Below are 16,435 nucleotides of genomic sequence, written 5' to 3'. Positions count from 1 at the left end.
ATGAAAACACAATGCATTTATGCAGCAGTACGTTTTATGCCGTTTGCTGAAACCCAAGAGTTCGCGAATGTAGGTGTGGTAATGATCACACCTAAACTAGGCGGCTTTAAATTTAAGTTGGCTAAGAACCGTTTTGCTCGTGTATCAAACTTCTTTGATGACTTGGATGGTTTAGTATATAAAAACGCTATCAATGGTTTTTCTAAGGAGCTTGAAAGGATTGAACGTTTCTTTATTGAAAATAAAGTCTTTGGAAAAGATTTAGTAGATCATTTCGTTGAGATTACTCGTCAAAGAGAATCAGTGATGAATTTTGGACATGTCAGCACAATAGTTACTACTAACTATGATCATTGTATTGATGAATTGTTTGAGCGTCTTGTAGGGCGAAATTTCTCTACGGCTCCTGAGTACAGAGAGCAACTGATGGTGCGTACATTAAAGAATAGACTCAATACTAAACTCCTTGTTAAATACAATGAGAGAAAAATAAAGGCAGGACGATATGAGTTTACTCTTCCTTTAGTAGGGGATTTCGGTAATGTTAAGCGAATTATCAAACCACTTTCTTTTGAAAAGAAAACAGCTAACCAAGCATATGAGCACGCGCATACATGGATAAGCAGAGCTGAACGTCTCATAAAATCAGAGGTGATAGAACCAGAGTGCGCATTATTTGCTTTGGATAAACCTTTAACTCACCGTAGTGGGATTGAACAGGCGTATGCAGATATTCATGGAGAGTTGAAGGAGTTGAAAGTTGAAGTAGTTGACTATTCAGATACTCCAAGAATCATTACTTTTGCTGGTGGAGACCTTACACCTGAAAGTGTAGAGAATGGTTTTCATTAATTAAAATCTAGGTATCAAATTGATACCAAAAACTTATAATTTATAAGTGAACATCAGTAATGAAATTGAATGTTGAAACGAAAGAATGCGGATTTAAGCATACATCAGCACTTATCATTACATTTGAACCCTTTGGTATGAAAGTGCCATTCTAAGCAAGGTTAAGCTTTTAGCTAATGCAATTATCACCTTCACTTACAACACTTATCGAAGCATTGCGCTGTCAGCCGGGCATAGGTCCAAAGTCAGCGCAGCGCATCGCCTTTCATCTGCTTGAGCGCGACCGTAAAGGGGGCACTCAGCTTGGTAATGCACTTATCAAGGCGATGACCGCAATAGGCCACTGTCAATCGTGTCGCACTTTTGCAGAGCAGCCACAGTGTGAAATCTGTTTAAGCCCTAAACGTCAAGATAGCGGAATTTTATGTGTGGTTGAATCACCTACCGATCTGTTGGCGATTGAACAAACTGGCCAATATAAAGGTTTGTACTTTGTATTGATGGGGCATTTATCACCTATCGATGGCATTGGTCCAAGTGAAATTGGCCTTGATATTCTTGAAAGTAAGTTGCAGCAAGGTGGGATAAACGAGGTTATATTAGCGACTAACCCTACAGTTGAAGGGGAAACTACAGCGCATTATATTGCCCAGCTTTGCTACCGTTATAAAGTTGATGCATCGCGGATAGCCCATGGTATTCCGGTCGGTGGCGAACTTGATTTACTCGATGGCATGACTTTAATGCATGCATTTAGTGGCCGACGAGTGGTTAGTCAAAATTAGCGTTTAGAAAAGTGCATTAATTTAAAACCTGCATTAACGTTTGTTATGCAGGTTTTTTGTTTTATACCTTGGCGGCAAAAGTTTGATCGTAATTTCTCCAAAAACTGGGTAATCTATTTTTAGTTACTGGAGTCTCTTTCATCAGTTTGGTTAATTTGTAAGGATCACAATGCAAGATAATAAAAAACATCAGCGTGCTTTACTAAAGAGTAAGCGTTTTCTACCGCTTTTTGTTACCCAGTTTTTCTCTGCGTTAAACGACAATATTTATAAGCAAGCGGTACTATTGTTATTGATTTTTCAAACGGCCAATGTGGCCGATGGCGCTTTTTATGCTAACTTAGCGGCAGGCTTATTTATTCTACCGTTCTTTTTATTTTCAGGGATGGCGGGACAAATTGCTGAAAAAAAGGAAAAGTCAAAATTAATCCGCATCGTAAAACTTGCCGAAATTCCGATTATGTTAGTAGGCGCTGTGGCCATTTCAACGCAATCTGTTTGGTTGATGTTAACCACGGTATTCTTAACTGGGTTACAAAGTACCTTTTTTGGCCCGCTAAAATATTCAATTTTACCGCAGCACGTGGCAGCAGATGAATTAACCAAAGCCAATGGCCTTGTTGAATCTGCGACATTTGTGGCTATATTGATTGGCACAACGTTTGGCACCTATTACATAACCCAAACAGTGGGAGCTACGGTTATTTGTGTGGCAATTATAAGCCTGGCGATTATTGGTTATTTGAGTAGTCGCTCTATTCCTATCAGCGCCGCGAATGATCCTAATTTAGTATTTACTTTTAATATTTTCTCCTCCACAAAAGGCCTATTTAAGGTACTTAATTTACAAACAGAGTCGGTTGGGAAGTCGGTACTTGGTATCAGCTGGTTTTGGTTCATAGGGGCGATTATTTTAACGGCGTTACCAAACTATGTGAAATATGTCATGGTTGGTGATGAGTTGGTCGTCACCAGCGCTTTGGTGGTATTTTCGTTAAGCATCGCAATAGGGTCGTTGTTGTGTGAAAAGTTGTCTCGCTCACGGATAGAATTAGGTATTGTGCCATTTGGCGCGTTGTTGATCACATTATTTTTGTACTTGCTGAGCCAAGAGCCTGCAATGCGCTTTTACCAGCTATCAAGCGAAGAATTATTTACACTTGAGCAAATACTGCATACTGGTGACATGTATTGGCATTTTATCTGGATGGCCGGCATTGGCATCGCCTCTGGTTTTTATACTGTGCCATTGTACGCTTTGATCCAACAACGCACCGTAGAATCAAGCCGCTCACGCATCATCGCCGCTAATAATGTGTTAAATGCGTTGTTTATGGTCGCCAGTGCGGTGTTAAGTATTATAACGCTATCTATATTTGCATGGACGATCCCACAATTATTTTTGTTACTGGCAGGGTTAAACTTACTGATATCTTTATATATTTATACTAAGGTGCCAGAGTTCTTCTTACGCTTTGTTATTTATTTATTGACCATTTGCATGTATCGAGTACGTACCAAAGGGGAGCATAATATTCCCAGTGAAGGCGCCGCTGTATTGGTGAGTAATCATGTCAGCTTTGTTGATTGGATGTTTATTTTAGCGGCGTCACCAAGGCCTATTCGATTTATGGTATTTGCCCCCATTTATTATTCACCCGCGTTGCATTGGCTATTTAAAATGGCCAAAGCTATCCCTATTGACAGTGAAAAATCTAATCCGCAGGCGTTCCAACAAGCATTCGATGAGGTTGCTAAAGCCTTAGATAACGGTGAGTTAGTGGGGATTTTCCCTGAAGGGAGGCTAACTGGCGATGGCTCTATTGCTATTTTCCGCCGTGGTATTGAACGTATTATACTGCGTTCACCGGTGGCCGTTATACCTGTTCATCTAGGCGGGTTATGGGGCAGCATGTTTAGTCGTAAAGCAAAATGGCGACTACCACGACTGAAGTGGTCGCTGGTGGCAGTGACTGTTGACGAGCCTATTGCTGCCAATGAAGTAACAGCAGAACAATTGCGTGAGCGAGTGATTGCCTTAAAAGAGCAGTATGAAAAAGGTGCTGTTTAATAGCGATTAAACGCTGATATAACAGAGATATAAATTTAGCGCGCAATATTCAGTCGTGAATATTGCGCGTGAGTCTTGTGCTTAGTTGGCCGCTAACTAACTGCTAACCAAATACCAACCGCGACCATCAAACTGCCAGCGATGCGGTTCATCCACTTGATATTGTCACCTTGGTTTAAAAACAGCCGTAAACTTTTACCGCCAGTGGCATAGAGCATCATACAAGTGAACTCGCTGAGCATAATAATGGCGACTAACATACTCAGTTGTGGCGCAATCGCGTAGTCAATATTTATAAACGGCGGTAGCAGGGAAATCATAAACGCCCAGCCCTTAGGATTGGCAATTGCGGTGATAAACCCTTGTGAGAATAGCGCTTGACGAGATACTTTTAATTCACTGTCTGCGCCTAATTTGATGGTTGCTTTTGCTCGCCACATTGAAATGCCAATGTAGACTAAATAACCTGCACCGAGCCATTTTAATACGCTAAAAAGAGTCGGGTAGTTGAGCATGATACTTGCCACTCCTGCAACTGCTGCAACAGCCACAATAGCAACGCCAAGTAATTCGCCAATCATCATCCATATAGTTCTGCGCACGCCAATACTCATTCCTAAGGTCATGGCTAAAGTCATACACATCCCTGGTGTAATAGAGACAAAAAAGAAAGTGGGTATAAATACCCCCAGCACTGCGAAGTCGAGCATGTTAGCATCCGTTAGTTGCTGTAATAGAATGCGCAATAGTAATGGTTTTCGAAAGCGTTAGAAACCAATTTGGGATGGTTAAGCGCGATCATGAGATTGTGAGCACTCGCGATAAAGCTCCGTTTATCTCTGATTTGTAAGTGAGTTTTAACAAATATATTTTTGCTTTGTTGGGAGCTTTGAATTAGGATCAAATCAGTTTAAAACCAAGAACTAATGCCCTGTGTCTAGATTACTTATAGTTATTGCTTCCATTCTCCTAAGTTTCGCTGCAACTGCGGTTGAAGTTACTGATCTATATCAGGACGTATTAAAAGTATCTGATAAATCGCGCGATGCTCGACTCAGTGCCAGCCGTGAAGCGTTGCTTAATGTATTGGTTAAGGTTAGTGGCGATCCAAATGCGGACAAAAACCCAATAGCTCAGCGACGTAGTAAAGATATATCAGATTACATGCTCAAATTTGAATATGACGAAAAAGCCAATGGTCAGCTTAATCTCGTGGTTAAGTTTGAAGCAAACAAAATTAACGCACTCGTCAAAGACCTTAATTTACCATTATGGGGGACACGTCGTCCGCTAGTGGCAATTTGGCTTGCCATTGAAGACAACTGGCGTCGCGAACTTGTTACCCAAGAAAGCTACCCGCAGTTAGAGCAACTTATTTACAGTACCGCAGCGCGACGTGGTTTGCCTGTCGTGGTGCCATTACTTGATTTACAAGACCGCGCATTAGTGGGAATACCTGAGGTGTGGGGGAATTTCTCTACGCCAGTAGAGCAGGCATCAAGTCGTTATAGTGCTGAGCGCAGTGTGACTGCACGATTATATAAACAGCCAGACAGTGAGGCATGGTTACTGGATTGGCGTTTTACTAACGATGAGATGTTTGAAGCAAACAGAGTAACCGGTGATAAACAACAAGCCATAGCTTTAATGATTGATAGTTTAGCGGCAGGCTTGGCCAATGAATATGCGGTTGATCCAAATTCAACAACGCAGCTTGCCCAAGCGGTATTTAAATTAAAAGGCACCACTAACTTTGTCGATATTGAGCTGGCTAAACGTCAGCTACAGAGCTTGAGCGTGGTTACCCGAGTGACAATTCGTTCTCGTACCACTGATGTGGTTAGTTTTGCGATAAATCATACTGGCAGTTTGCATGATTTACAAAAAGCCTTAGAGCTCGACCGCGCTTTTCAACCTTTTGTAGACCCCCATGCGTTTTACCCTGTGGCGGTGCAAGACGATTTAGAATATCAATGGGTTGGTTTGTAATGCCGGCAATAGAGCAGGTGCAAATGGCATTGCCGGTGACGTTACCGGATGATGAAACCTTTGCCTCTTATTTTGGTGGTGAAAATTCACTGGAAGTGAGCCATTTAAAAAATGCCTTTAAAAGTTTAGCAACCACTTTTCAATATACTTATTTGTGTGGCTTAGGGGATTCAGGTAAATCGCATTTACTGTATGCAACCTGTATTCATGCTCAAGAGCATGGTTTATCGACTATGCTGTTATCAATGCGCGAAGTGATTGATTTTGGTCCTATGGTACTCGATGGCTTAGATACGCTTGATGTACTGTGTATTGATGACGTGCACTTAGTGGCAGGTAACGATGCGTGGGAAAAAGCCCTATTTAATTTTTTTAACCGTTTTAACGAACCAGGTAAGTGCCTTGTCGTTACCGCAGATTTACTCCCTGACATGCTAAATATTAGTCTGCCGGATCTTGAGTCACGATTAAAGTGGGGTACAACATTTCAAATTCGTTCCATGAGTGATGATGATAAAGCCGAAGCTTTAGTAAAGCGTGCCAATATGCGCGGGCTTGAGCTCAGTGATGAATGTGCGCGCTTTTTATTAACGCGTTTGAGTCGTGATATGCGAGCGTTACTTGATGTGCTTGATAAACTTGACCATGCATCGATGGCTGCGCAGCGTAAATTGACTATTCCTTTCATAAAATCCACTCTAAAACTCTAGTTTTCTCTACAAAATCATTTAACTTTCTATTTTGCTGAGCCAGAATGGGAAAGAATTCAATAAGATTGTTATAAGGTCTGGAATCTAGCCATTGCTTTCAGTTATCATTAGCTATTACTTAAATCACCTTCTGTGACAGATCAGGTATCGAATGAACTTAGAAAATATATTAGCGCAAGCACTTGAGGCGGTCGCCAGTGCCAGTGATATCGCGCAGCTTGAAGATATCAGGGTTAACTACCTCGGTAAAAAAGGCGAAATCACGAACCTATTAAAAACCCTTGGTAAAATTGCCCCTGAAGAACGCAAAGAAGCAGGCCAAGTAATTAACCAAGCTAAGCAAGATGTACAAGTTGCGATTAACGACAAGCGCGAATTATTAGCAAGTAAAGCCCTTGAAGAAAAATTAGTCGCAGAGACAATCGATATAACATTGCCAGGGCGTGTTATGCCAACAGGTGGCCTTCACCCAGTTACGCGTACCATTGAGCGGATTGAGAGTTTTTTTGGTGAATTGGGTTTTGCGGTTAAATCGGGTCCTGAAGTAGAAGATGATTTTCATAACTTTGATGCGTTAAATATTCCAGAGCATCATCCCGCGCGTGCTGATCACGATACCTTTTATTTCAACCCGAAACTGGTGTTGCGTACCCAAACCAGTGGTGTGCAAATTCGCACCATGGAAGCTGAGCAACCGCCGCTGCGTATTATTTCTCCTGGGCGTGTATACCGTAACGATTACGATCAAACACATACGCCGATGTTCCATCAGGTTGAAGGGTTGATGGTTGATACTGATGTAAGCTTTACTGAGCTTAAAGGTATTTTGCACGATTTCTTGCGTAACTTTTTTGAAGAAGATATGGAAATTCGTTTCCGTCCTTCATTTTTCCCATTTACAGAGCCTTCAGCTGAAGTTGATGTAATGGGTAAAGACGGTAAATGGTTAGAAGTATTAGGTTGCGGAATGGTGCACCCTAACGTGCTTAAATCAGTGGGAATTGATCCAGAAAAATACACTGGTTTTGCCTTTGGTATGGGTGTAGAGCGTTTAACCATGTTGCGTTATGGTGTAAATGACTTACGTGCGTTTTTTGAAAACGATTTAAAATTCCTTAATCAGTTCCGTTAAGAGTGAAGAAATAACATGAAATTTAGTGAAAAGTGGTTAAGAGAGTGGGTTAATCCTGCAATTGACACGCAGGCTCTTTCGGAACAGTTATCGATGGCCGGCCTTGAAGTCGATGGCGTAGAGCCCGCTGCCGCCGAATTTAACGGCATTGTTGTTGGTGAAGTGGTTGAATGTGGGCAACACCCCGATGCAGATAAACTGCGTGTAACCAAAATCAATGTCGGTGGCGGCGAGCTTTTAGATATTGTATGTGGTGCGCCAAATTGTCGCCAAGGTATTAAAGTTGCTGTGGCAACGGTTGGAGCTGTATTACCGGGCGACTTCAAAATTAAAAAAGCCAAGCTGCGTGGTCAACCATCAAATGGTATGTTGTGTGCGTTTGTTGAGCTGGGTATTAGCGAAGAAGGTGATGGCATCATGGAGTTGCCACTGGATGCCCCCGTAGGCACTGACTTGCGTGAATATTTGAGCTTGGATGACAACATCATTGATGTTGATTTAACCCCGAATCGTGGTGACTGTTTAGGTATTAAAGGCATCGCTCGTGAAGTGGGTGTACTTAACAGTATTGATGTTAAAGCCCTAGAAATACCAGCGGTTGCAGCAACGATTGACGATAAAGTATCAATTGACCTGGTCAACGATGAAGCCTGCCCACGTTATTTAGGTCGTGTGATCAAAGGTATTAACCTAGACGCTGAAACGCCACTTTGGATGGTAGAAAAACTACGCCGCAGTGGTGTACGTTCAATTGATCCTGTGGTTGATGTAACTAACTACGTATTACTTGAACTTGGCCACCCAATGCACGCATTTGATTTAAATGCCATTGAAGGCGGCATTAAAGTACGTAGCGCTAATGCTGGTGAAGAGCTGGTATTACTAGATGGCAACACAGCAAAGCTAAATGCATCAACACTGGTTATTGCCGATCACAATAAAGCATTGGCGATTGCCGGCATCTTTGGCGGTGAGCAATCGGGTGTAACTGAGAAAACGTCTGATATTTTATTAGAAAGTGCGTTTTTCAACCCAGTTGCAATTGCCGGACAAGCTCGTAGTTATGGTTTACACACAGATGCATCACATCGTTATGAGCGTGGTGTGGATTTTGCGCTGCAACATGATGCAATGGAACGTGCAACAGCCTTATTGCTTGAGATAGTAGGCGGTCAAGCAGGTCCTGTAGTTGAAGCAGTTGCAAAAGATAAGCTTCCTAAGGTCACTGAAGTACGTCTTCGTCGTGCGCGTTTAGACCGTGTTATTGGTCATCATATTGAAGATGCGAAAGTAACCGACATTTTAACCCGTTTAGGGCTTGATGTGAAAATTGTTGATGGTGTGTGGAGTGCAGATGTACCAAGCTACCGTTTTGATATTCGTATCGAAGAAGACTTAATTGAAGAAGTTGCTCGCGTATATGGTTACAACAGTATTCCAAACATAGCACCGACTGCTAAATTAAAAATGACCACCCATAATGAAGCCAATATTGCAGTGAGCAAATTTCGCAATACACTCGTGACTCGTGGTTATCAAGAAGCGATCACTTACAGCTTTGTTGATCCTAAAGCGCAGGCTATTTTGCACCCAGACAGTAACGCACTGGTTTTACCACATCCAATTTCGATTGAAATGTCGGCAATGCGTGTGAGCCTTATGCCGGGTTTGCTTGCATCAGTCATGTATAACCAAAATCGTCAGCAGCCACGTATTCGTTTATTTGAGCATGGCCTTAAATTTCTACGTGATGAAAACGCAGAAAATGGCGTAAACCAAGTTGCAGTTATTGGTGGGGCGATTACTGGTCTGGCACATGGTGAACATTGGGTTGAAGAAAAGCGCACCGTTGATTTTTATGACTTAAAAGGTGATGTTGAAGCATTACTTTCATTAACCAATGATATAACGCGTTTTGAAATCAAAGCAGAGCAAGCAGATGGCTTACATCCAGGTCAATCTGCGGTGATTTATGTTGAAGGTAAAAAGGTTGGTTTCTTTGGTGCTATTCACCCCCAAGTACAAAAATCGTTAGATATCAATAATGCGACTTATGTATTTGAAATTGAAATGTCAGCTATTGAAAAAAGAAATTTACCAGAGGCAGCTGGGGTTTCGAAATTCCCTTCAAACCGCCGCGACATCGCTATTTTAGTGGAAGAACAGGTGAAATCTGGCGATATTTTATCAGTGATAGAAAAAGTTGGCGGAAATCAATTGGTTGACCTAAACTTATTCGATGTGTATAAGGGCAAAGGTATTGAGCCAAATTATAAGAGTTTGGCGATTGCTCTAACACTGCAAGCGGTTGATAGAACGCTCGAAGAGAAAGATATCAATCTAGTAGTTGATAACGTGGTGGCCGCACTGGCCGAACAGTTTAATGCATCGTTGAGGGACTAGATATGGCGCTTACTAAAGCCGACATAGCTGAACACCTATTTGAAAAATTGGGGATCAATAAAAAGGATGCCAAAGATTTAGTTGAAGCGTTTTTTGAAGAAATCCGCTCAGCGCTTGAAAAAGGCGAGCAGGTTAAGCTCTCTGGATTTGGTAACTTTGATCTTCGTGATAAAAAAGAAAGGCCTGGCCGTAACCCGAAAACTGGGGAAGATATCCCTATTTCGGCACGACGCGTCGTCACCTTTCGACCGGGTCAAAAGCTCAAAACTCGTGTTGAAGTTGGTACGAGCAAATAAATTTAAAAAGGCAGCGTCAGCTGCCTTTTTCTTTTCTATAAACTAAGTTTATACGTGATTAAAAATCCCGAGGTGAAACAAACTGCCCAGCTTGAATACTGGCGTAGGTTTGTTGTGCGAGGGTATCTAATCCGCTCAGGTTTTTTCCTGTTGCTGTGAGCCGCTGTTCAATTGGGAATATTTCAACATTGGTTATCCCAGAAAGCTGCGCAATTTTTGCAAATGTATAAGCATGCTTATATTTTTGCTGCTTATAAAACAAACTGGTCAAGGTGGTGAATATTTCAGGGTTTGGAGTTTGCTCAGCTTTGTTTAGCTCTAACGTTTTATACAGTAAATCTATGGTCTTCTCTTCATCAAACTTAATATAGTAGCTAGCTAAGAAGAACTGGATTTCAGCGTCCTCAGTGGCACTCGGGTCGTTTTCAAGCGCAAGTAATTTAGTTAGAGCCGATTGGTCATTATTGCGTGACCAGTGATAATACAACAAACCTGGGTGATTAGTATTTTTGGTATCTTGAAATAACCGTGTCATTTCTTTCATACTCGTTAAATGCGCTTCAACGCGGGAGGTGGTTTTGTCTTTTAATTTGATATGCTCAATTTTTGCCGCCAGCGATACGCATTTATCGTATTTTTCAAAGCCCTTTAATAATAGATATTTGTTATCGTCTGTCGGTTGTTTGTATTCATGATAACGCGCCATGATCACGTCAGCACGCTGTGCTTTACAGTGACTATCCGTATTTAAATCATTACATAAACCAGGGGTTTCTTTACACACCTTTGCAAGTGTCAAGGGTTCTTCACACCCAGTTAATGCCAATAAACTCAGTAAAACACTTGCTCTTAGTAACATCCCTTAATCTCACCTTTATAATCACCTTATTATTCTAGCGTAATGAATTGCTCTCTAACAGTGGAGAATAAAGTTAGTTTAAATTAGAATAGCAAAGCCCATTGAGGTGTGTTGCTCTCAAAATTCAATACGCTTTATGGCTATCCGTTCAAAAATTGTTTAATTAGGTAAATAAAATGACCTCATCTCACGAGTTAGAATACACAAATAGTTGGCAAGAACGCCAAGATTACGCAGAAAGCATGCAGCCTATCATTGGTAAGCTTTATCGTAATCGCGGTATTGAAATTGCGGTATATGGCCGTCCGCTCGTCAATGCCAGTACCATTGATATCATCAAATCTCATAAAACCGTGGCACAGTTTGAAGGCACTAAATTGCGCTTACGCGAAAGCTTTCCGTTTTTAGAAGCTATTAGCAAAATGGATTTAAACTCTGCACGTATCGATATCGGTAAACTGGCTTATGGTTATTTATTTAATGATGCTGCAAATGGTCGTTCTATCGAAGAATATTTAAACGACGAGTTAGCTGAAATTGTAAACTCACAAGCCAAAGAACCACGCGATGTGGTGTTATATGGTTTTGGTCGTATCGGTCGTTTATTAGCGCGTTTGCTAATTGAAAAATCAGGCCCTTATGCGGATTTACGCTTGCGTGCAATCGTTGTTCGAGGTGGTAAAGACGGCGATCTTGAAAAGCGTGCAAGTCTATTACGTCGTGATTCAATTCATGGTCCTTTCAATGGCTCAATCACCATCGATAAAGAACGTAATGCAATTAAAGCCAATGGCAGTTACATTCAAGTTATCTATGCTAACTCTCCGGATGAAATTGATTATACATCGTATGGTATCGACAATGCATTGATCGTTGATAACACGGGGATCTGGAAAGACGAAGCAGGCCTTGGCTTACATTTAAAATCAAAAGGCGCTGCAAAAGTATTATTAACAGCACCGGCGAAAGGCAATATCAAAAACATCGTATACGGTGTTAATAATCACGATATTAAACCTGAAGATAAAATTGTTTGTGCAGCAAGCTGTACCACCAACGCAATCACACCAACATTAAAAGCACTTAATGATAAGTTTGGTATTAACAATGGTCACGTTGAAACAGTTCACTCGTACACCAATGATCAAAACTTGATTGATAACTATCATAAAGCCGATCGCCGTGGTCGTGCTGCAGCACTTAATATGGTTATTACTGAAACTGGTGCAGCTAAAGCGGTATCAAAAGCATTACCAGAGCTGGAAGGTAAATTAACGGGTAACGCAATCCGTGTACCTACACCGAATGTGTCTCTGGCTATTTTGAACTTAAACCTTGCGACCAGCACCACGGTTGAAGAGTTAAACTCGTTCTTACGCCATGCGGCTCTGCATTCAGAGTTACGCGACCAAATTGATTACACAGCGTCTACTGAGATTGTGTCTACTGACTTAGTTGGCAGTCGTTATGCGGGGGTGGTTGATTCAACCGCCACTATCGTTGATGACAACCGTGTTGTACTTTATGTTTGGTATGATAATGAGTTTGGTTACAGCTGCCAAGTTGTGCGTTGTATGCGCGATATGGCTGAGGTTTCATTCCCAAGCTTACCGCGTTAATAGGCAATAGCTTAAAAATATTTACAAAAAGCCAGCATTCGCTGGCTTTTTAGTTATGAATGTTTTTTCAAAATCCAAGCCATGTGGTAGGCTACATTTTAATAACAATGCGTTCATCACATTGGGGCGTTATTTAATTTCGAACTTACAGCGATTGCTTAGCGATTAATTTTTCATATATAGGTTTAATAAAATGAAAATCACCAGTAATTTTGACAGTGGTAATATCAAGGTCATTGCCGCGACCGATCCACTTAATATCCAACTTGAGATCAATAAAGATCATTTATCTGATTTTTTTCAATGGTTCCATTTCCGTTTAGAAACAACGCCTTTTCAAAACCATAAATTACATATCAATAACCTTGAAAATTCAGCTTATCCTGACGGTTGGGAAGGTTATCAGGCAGTTGCATCGTATGATCGTCAAACCTGGTTTCGTGTACCTTCAAACTATGCTGATGGCACGTTATCATTTGAAATTGAACCAGAATGCGGTAGCGTTTATTTTGCATACTTTGCACCATACAGCTACGAACGCCATTTAGATCTGATCACGTGGGCACAAAGCCAAGAAGCGTGTCAGCTAGAAACCTTAGGTGAAACACTTGATGGCCGTGATATGAGCGTACTGCGCATTGGTGGCGAAAGTGATGAAAACAAAAAAACGATTTGGATCACAGCCCGTCAACATCCAGGCGAAACAATGGCCGAATGGTTTGTTGAAGGTGTACTACATAAGCTATTAGACGATGAAGACCCCCATGGCGCAGCATTGTTATCAAAAGCGGTATTTTATATCGTACCGAATATGAACCCTGATGGCAGTGCGCGCGGGCATTTACGTACTAACGCAAAAGGCGTGAATTTAAATCGTGAATGGCAAGCTCCTAGCATGGAAAATAGCCCTGAAGTATATTTAGTGCTAAATAAAATGCGTGAGACTGGGGTTGATATGCATCTTGATATTCACGGAGATGAAGCGATTCCATATAACTTTGTAGCCGGTAGTGAAGGTATCCCAAGCTATGATGCGCGCTTAAAAGACTTAGAGGATAGTTTTAAAGCGGCATTGCACATAGTGACGCCTGAGTTTCAAGATGTCCACGGCTACCCGAAAGATGAGCCTGGTCAAGCTAACTTAACCGTGGGCTCATCAGCAACCGCTGAGGAGTTTAAAGCACTGACTTACACAGTTGAAATGCCATTTAAAGATAATAATGACTTACCCGATCCAGATTATGGTTGGTCAGATCGCCGTTCGTATCAATTTGGCCAAGACACGTTAGCTGCGATTGTTAACGTAGTAGATAAATTAAGATAACGGGTTTGTTTCTAAGAGCATCATTTATATCGGTGCCTTAGTTTTTTAACCGCGATGATTGGCATTATCGACGCCTAACATAGCAAATGATATTTGCTTAATATTTTACTTTAATCGTTTCCAGCTCTGTTCGAACTGTATCTTTAAGTTATCTGCACAAAACGAGGTAGATTTAATAGCGTTTTGTAAAGTCGATTTATAATCAGTTATTTTGAAAATTAAGTGTTAACAAACTTAGGTGATTTAAGTTAATATTCAAAAAGTTGCAGGGAAGGTAGTATGTTGTTACCTTATTTCCCATAGCCATATGTCGCGCATACTGAGTAGCTACAGCAGAGTATCGTAACTAAAAAATAATAACTATAACTATAGAGGATATCCATGGAAGCTTTTGTAAGCGCTGTTAATGATGTTGTGTGGAGTAATGCACTCATCTATTTATGCCTAGGCGCAGGCTTGTTCTATTCTGTATTAACCCGATTTGCTCAAATTAGACATTTTAAAGAAATGTGCAAATTATTATTTAGCCCTAATAGCTTAGATACAGGGATCTCATCTTTTCAAGCTTTAGCGGTGTCGCTATCTGGACGAGTAGGGGTTGGTAATATAGCCGGCGTGGCTGCAGCTATAGGCTTTGGTGGCCCTGGTGCTATTTTTTGGATGTGGATTGTGGCTTTTTTAGGGGCAAGTACTGCGTACGCCGAATCAACATTAGGGCAAATTTATAAAACAGAAGAAGATGGTCAATATCGCGGCGGCCCAGCATATTATTTTGATCGCTGTTTAGAACAAAAATGGCTGGCTATTTTATTTGCCGTGTCGGCAATTATTGCATGTGGTGTTTTTCTACCAGGCGTGCAAGCCAATGCTGTTGGTCACGCGTTTACCCAAGTGTTTGGTGATGGCACTATGGTCTCAACGAGCTTTGGTGAAGTTGGTAGCTTTAAATTAGTTGCTTTGGCAGTTATTCTTATTGTTTTAGCGTTTATTATCTTCGGTGGTATTAAGCGTATTGCTAACTTTACTCAAATTGTGGTGCCATTTATGGCGTTAGGCTACATAGTATTAGCTTTAATCGTGGTATTTTTAAATATCGATAAAGTACCAGATATTTTCTCTTTAATCATAACCGATGCGTTTACCGCACAGGCCGGTTTTGGTGCTGCGATTGGTTGGGGTGTAAAACGCGGTATTTATTCTAATGAAGCAGGTCAAGGTACAGGCCCTCATGCAGCTGCTGCGGCCGAAGTTGAACATCCTGCCCAACAAGGCTTAGTGCAAGCTTTTTCTGTTTATGTTGATACTATTTTTGTTTGTACTGCTACAGCATTAATGATTTTAATTACACAGCAATACAATGTAGTGGGTGAATTACCTGCAGGGCAATTTATTGTACAAAACGTTGATGCTGCAACTGAAGTTGGTTCAGCAGCTTTTACGCAAATGGCTTTATTTAGCGTGTTTGGTAGTTTTGGCGAAGCGTTTGTTGGTATTGCATTGTTTTTCTTTGCTTTTACTACAATACTTGCTTATTACTATATTGCTGAAACCAATATTGCTTATTTAAATCGTTATTTTAAAGGCAGTATTCCGCTTGTGGTGGTAAAATTCGTGATCATGTTTATGGTGTCATATGGCATGGTAAACAGTTCTGGCTATATCTGGAGTATTGGTGATATTGGTGTAGGTTTAATGGCTTGGATCAATATCTTGGGCATTTTAGCAATATTCTTTGTCGCTAGACCGGCGTTATTATGCTTGCGCGATTACGAAGATCAGAAGAAAAAAGGTGGAGCTATCACATTTGACCCTGTTAAGTTAGGGATCAAAAACGCGACCTTTTGGGAAAAGCGTCTCGCAAAACAATCAAAAGACTCTCAGTAATAGGATTGAGCGGCATAATCAGAGGTGTTTTTCTTGTTGTAATAATTAGATGCTTGTTGTTTTGCGGATCTTAGCTATTGGCTGCAATTGAAAAAAGACAACGACAAATAAAACACGTACAATAAAGGGCGCCGCAAGGCGCCTTTTTTATGCGTAGATTTTTATGCGAAGTATGGAGAAAGATATGGCAATTGTTCGTTGTCCTAGTTGTAATAAGTCAATATCCGATAAACACCAACAGTGCCCTCACTGTGAGAATAATGTAGCGCAGCTCGATGAAGAACAACGTCAACAGCTAGCGCGCGAAAAACGCATTCAAAAACAGCAAATGTATATGAATCATTCTTTTCTTGCTCTACTGATATTTTTAGGTGGATTCTTTAGTTTATATTTTTTACATCCAGAACCTGAAACTCCATCGTGGTACGCATGCTCCTCAGCCATTGCAATCGGTTGTATTTGGTATTTAATAAACCGCGTTATTTTAGTGACTCTAAAAAAGAAAAAATGA

General features: G+C 41.0%; 14 protein-coding genes. 12 read left to right on the top strand and 2 right to left on the bottom strand.

Annotated elements, in window-relative coordinates:
• The 3 genes from HHO47_RS06730 to HHO47_RS06720 all read left to right on the top strand — a co-directional run bounded on the left by HHO47_RS06730 (nucleotide 1) and on the right by HHO47_RS06720 (nucleotide 3,708).
• Nucleotides 1-852, top strand: coding sequence for a DUF3037 domain-containing protein (locus HHO47_RS06730; RefSeq protein ID WP_169019599.1), 852 nt, complete (start codon nucleotides 1-3; stop codon nucleotides 850-852).
• A 176-nt stretch (nucleotides 853-1,028) separates the two neighbouring features.
• The gene (recR, locus tag HHO47_RS06725; protein ID WP_169019598.1) at nucleotides 1,029-1,637 is read left to right on the top strand and encodes a recombination mediator RecR; all 609 of its coding nucleotides are present in this window, start codon (nucleotides 1,029-1,031) and stop codon (nucleotides 1,635-1,637) included.
• A 169-nt stretch (nucleotides 1,638-1,806) separates the two neighbouring features.
• Nucleotides 1,807-3,708 (top strand): MFS transporter, encoded by a 1,902-nt coding sequence (locus HHO47_RS06720; RefSeq protein ID WP_169019597.1) that lies wholly within the window; start codon nucleotides 1,807-1,809, stop codon nucleotides 3,706-3,708.
• 92 nt (nucleotides 3,709-3,800) lie between these two features.
• Here HHO47_RS06720 and HHO47_RS06715 read toward each other — a convergent pair whose 3' ends face one another.
• Nucleotides 3,801-4,418, bottom strand: coding sequence for a LysE family translocator (locus tag HHO47_RS06715; RefSeq protein ID WP_169019596.1), 618 nt, complete (start codon nucleotides 4,416-4,418; stop codon nucleotides 3,801-3,803).
• Between the two features lie 223 nt (nucleotides 4,419-4,641).
• On the opposite strand from HHO47_RS06715, the gene HHO47_RS06710 reads away from it, so the two are divergent.
• The 5 genes from HHO47_RS06710 (at nucleotide 4,642) to ihfA (ending at nucleotide 10,238) form a co-directional block, all read left to right on the top strand.
• Complete coding sequence (locus HHO47_RS06710) at nucleotides 4,642-5,697, top strand: DUF2066 domain-containing protein (RefSeq protein ID WP_169019595.1); 1,056 nt, start codon at nucleotides 4,642-4,644, stop codon at nucleotides 5,695-5,697.
• Entirely contained in the window at nucleotides 5,697-6,407 is a 711-nt protein-coding gene (gene hda / locus HHO47_RS06705) for a DnaA regulatory inactivator Hda (protein WP_211183638.1), read from the top strand. Before HHO47_RS06710 ends, hda begins: the two co-directional genes overlap by 1 nt.
• A gap of 151 nt (nucleotides 6,408-6,558) precedes the next feature.
• On the top strand, nucleotides 6,559-7,539 hold the full coding sequence (gene pheS, locus HHO47_RS06700) for a phenylalanine--tRNA ligase subunit alpha (RefSeq protein WP_169019594.1): 981 nt from the start codon (nucleotides 6,559-6,561) through the stop codon (nucleotides 7,537-7,539).
• A 15-nt stretch (nucleotides 7,540-7,554) separates the two neighbouring features.
• A complete protein-coding gene (pheT, locus tag HHO47_RS06695) occupies nucleotides 7,555-9,942 on the top strand; it encodes a phenylalanine--tRNA ligase subunit beta (RefSeq protein WP_169019593.1) in 2,388 nt (795 codons plus the stop codon).
• A 2-nt stretch (nucleotides 9,943-9,944) separates the two neighbouring features.
• Nucleotides 9,945-10,238 carry an integration host factor subunit alpha gene (gene ihfA, locus HHO47_RS06690; RefSeq protein ID WP_016707763.1) on the top strand — a complete coding sequence of 98 codons (294 nt, stop codon included), beginning with the start codon at nucleotides 9,945-9,947 and terminating at the stop codon, nucleotides 10,236-10,238.
• A gap of 58 nt (nucleotides 10,239-10,296) precedes the next feature.
• Here ihfA and HHO47_RS06685 read toward each other — a convergent pair whose 3' ends face one another.
• Nucleotides 10,297-11,097 (bottom strand): DUF2989 domain-containing protein, encoded by an 801-nt coding sequence (locus tag HHO47_RS06685; protein ID WP_169019592.1) that lies wholly within the window; start codon nucleotides 11,095-11,097, stop codon nucleotides 10,297-10,299.
• Between the two features lie 176 nt (nucleotides 11,098-11,273).
• Between HHO47_RS06685 and HHO47_RS06680 the strand changes: the two genes are divergently transcribed.
• The 4 genes from HHO47_RS06680 (at nucleotide 11,274) to HHO47_RS06665 (ending at nucleotide 16,435) form a co-directional block, all read left to right on the top strand.
• Entirely contained in the window at nucleotides 11,274-12,716 is a 1,443-nt protein-coding gene (locus HHO47_RS06680) for a glyceraldehyde-3-phosphate dehydrogenase (RefSeq protein WP_169019591.1), read from the top strand.
• 193 nt (nucleotides 12,717-12,909) lie between these two features.
• The gene (locus HHO47_RS06675) at nucleotides 12,910-14,040 is read left to right on the top strand and encodes a M14 family metallopeptidase (RefSeq protein ID WP_169019590.1); all 1,131 of its coding nucleotides are present in this window, start codon (nucleotides 12,910-12,912) and stop codon (nucleotides 14,038-14,040) included.
• 381 nt (nucleotides 14,041-14,421) lie between these two features.
• Nucleotides 14,422-15,924, top strand: a complete 1,503-nt coding sequence (locus HHO47_RS06670; protein WP_169019589.1) for an alanine/glycine:cation symporter family protein — start codon at nucleotides 14,422-14,424, stop codon at nucleotides 15,922-15,924.
• A gap of 184 nt (nucleotides 15,925-16,108) precedes the next feature.
• Complete coding sequence (locus HHO47_RS06665) at nucleotides 16,109-16,435, top strand: hypothetical protein (protein WP_169019588.1); 327 nt, start codon at nucleotides 16,109-16,111, stop codon at nucleotides 16,433-16,435.

Source organism: Pseudoalteromonas arctica (assembly GCF_012927645.1).
GTDB lineage: Bacteria > Pseudomonadota > Gammaproteobacteria > Enterobacterales > Alteromonadaceae > Pseudoalteromonas > Pseudoalteromonas arctica_A.
Note: the sequence above shows the minus strand (reverse complement) of the source record. Positions and strands in the feature narration are given on the sequence as shown.

Bases quoted from the DNA above. Each gene is read 5' to 3' on its own strand.
- HHO47_RS06685 (WP_169019592.1), bottom strand. From the start codon at position 11,097: ATGTTACTAAGAGCAAGTGTTTTACTGAGTTTATTGGCATTAACTGGG.
- HHO47_RS06720 (WP_169019597.1), top strand. From the start codon at position 1,807: ATGCAAGATAATAAAAAACATCAGCGTGCTTTACTAAAGAGTAAGCGT.
- pheT (WP_169019593.1), top strand. From the start codon at position 7,555: ATGAAATTTAGTGAAAAGTGGTTAAGAGAGTGGGTTAATCCTGCAATT.
- pheS (WP_169019594.1), top strand. From the start codon at position 6,559: ATGAACTTAGAAAATATATTAGCGCAAGCACTTGAGGCGGTCGCCAGT.
- HHO47_RS06665 (WP_169019588.1), top strand. From the start codon at position 16,109: ATGGCAATTGTTCGTTGTCCTAGTTGTAATAAGTCAATATCCGATAAA.
- HHO47_RS06675 (WP_169019590.1), top strand. From the start codon at position 12,910: ATGAAAATCACCAGTAATTTTGACAGTGGTAATATCAAGGTCATTGCC.
- recR (WP_169019598.1), top strand. From the start codon at position 1,029: ATGCAATTATCACCTTCACTTACAACACTTATCGAAGCATTGCGCTGT.
- hda (WP_211183638.1), top strand. From the start codon at position 5,697: ATGCCGGCAATAGAGCAGGTGCAAATGGCATTGCCGGTGACGTTACCG.
- HHO47_RS06730 (WP_169019599.1), top strand. From the start codon at position 1: ATGAAAACACAATGCATTTATGCAGCAGTACGTTTTATGCCGTTTGCT.
- HHO47_RS06680 (WP_169019591.1), top strand. From the start codon at position 11,274: ATGACCTCATCTCACGAGTTAGAATACACAAATAGTTGGCAAGAACGC.
- HHO47_RS06715 (WP_169019596.1), bottom strand. From the start codon at position 4,418: ATGCTCGACTTCGCAGTGCTGGGGGTATTTATACCCACTTTCTTTTTT.
- ihfA (WP_016707763.1), top strand. From the start codon at position 9,945: ATGGCGCTTACTAAAGCCGACATAGCTGAACACCTATTTGAAAAATTG.
- HHO47_RS06670 (WP_169019589.1), top strand. From the start codon at position 14,422: ATGGAAGCTTTTGTAAGCGCTGTTAATGATGTTGTGTGGAGTAATGCA.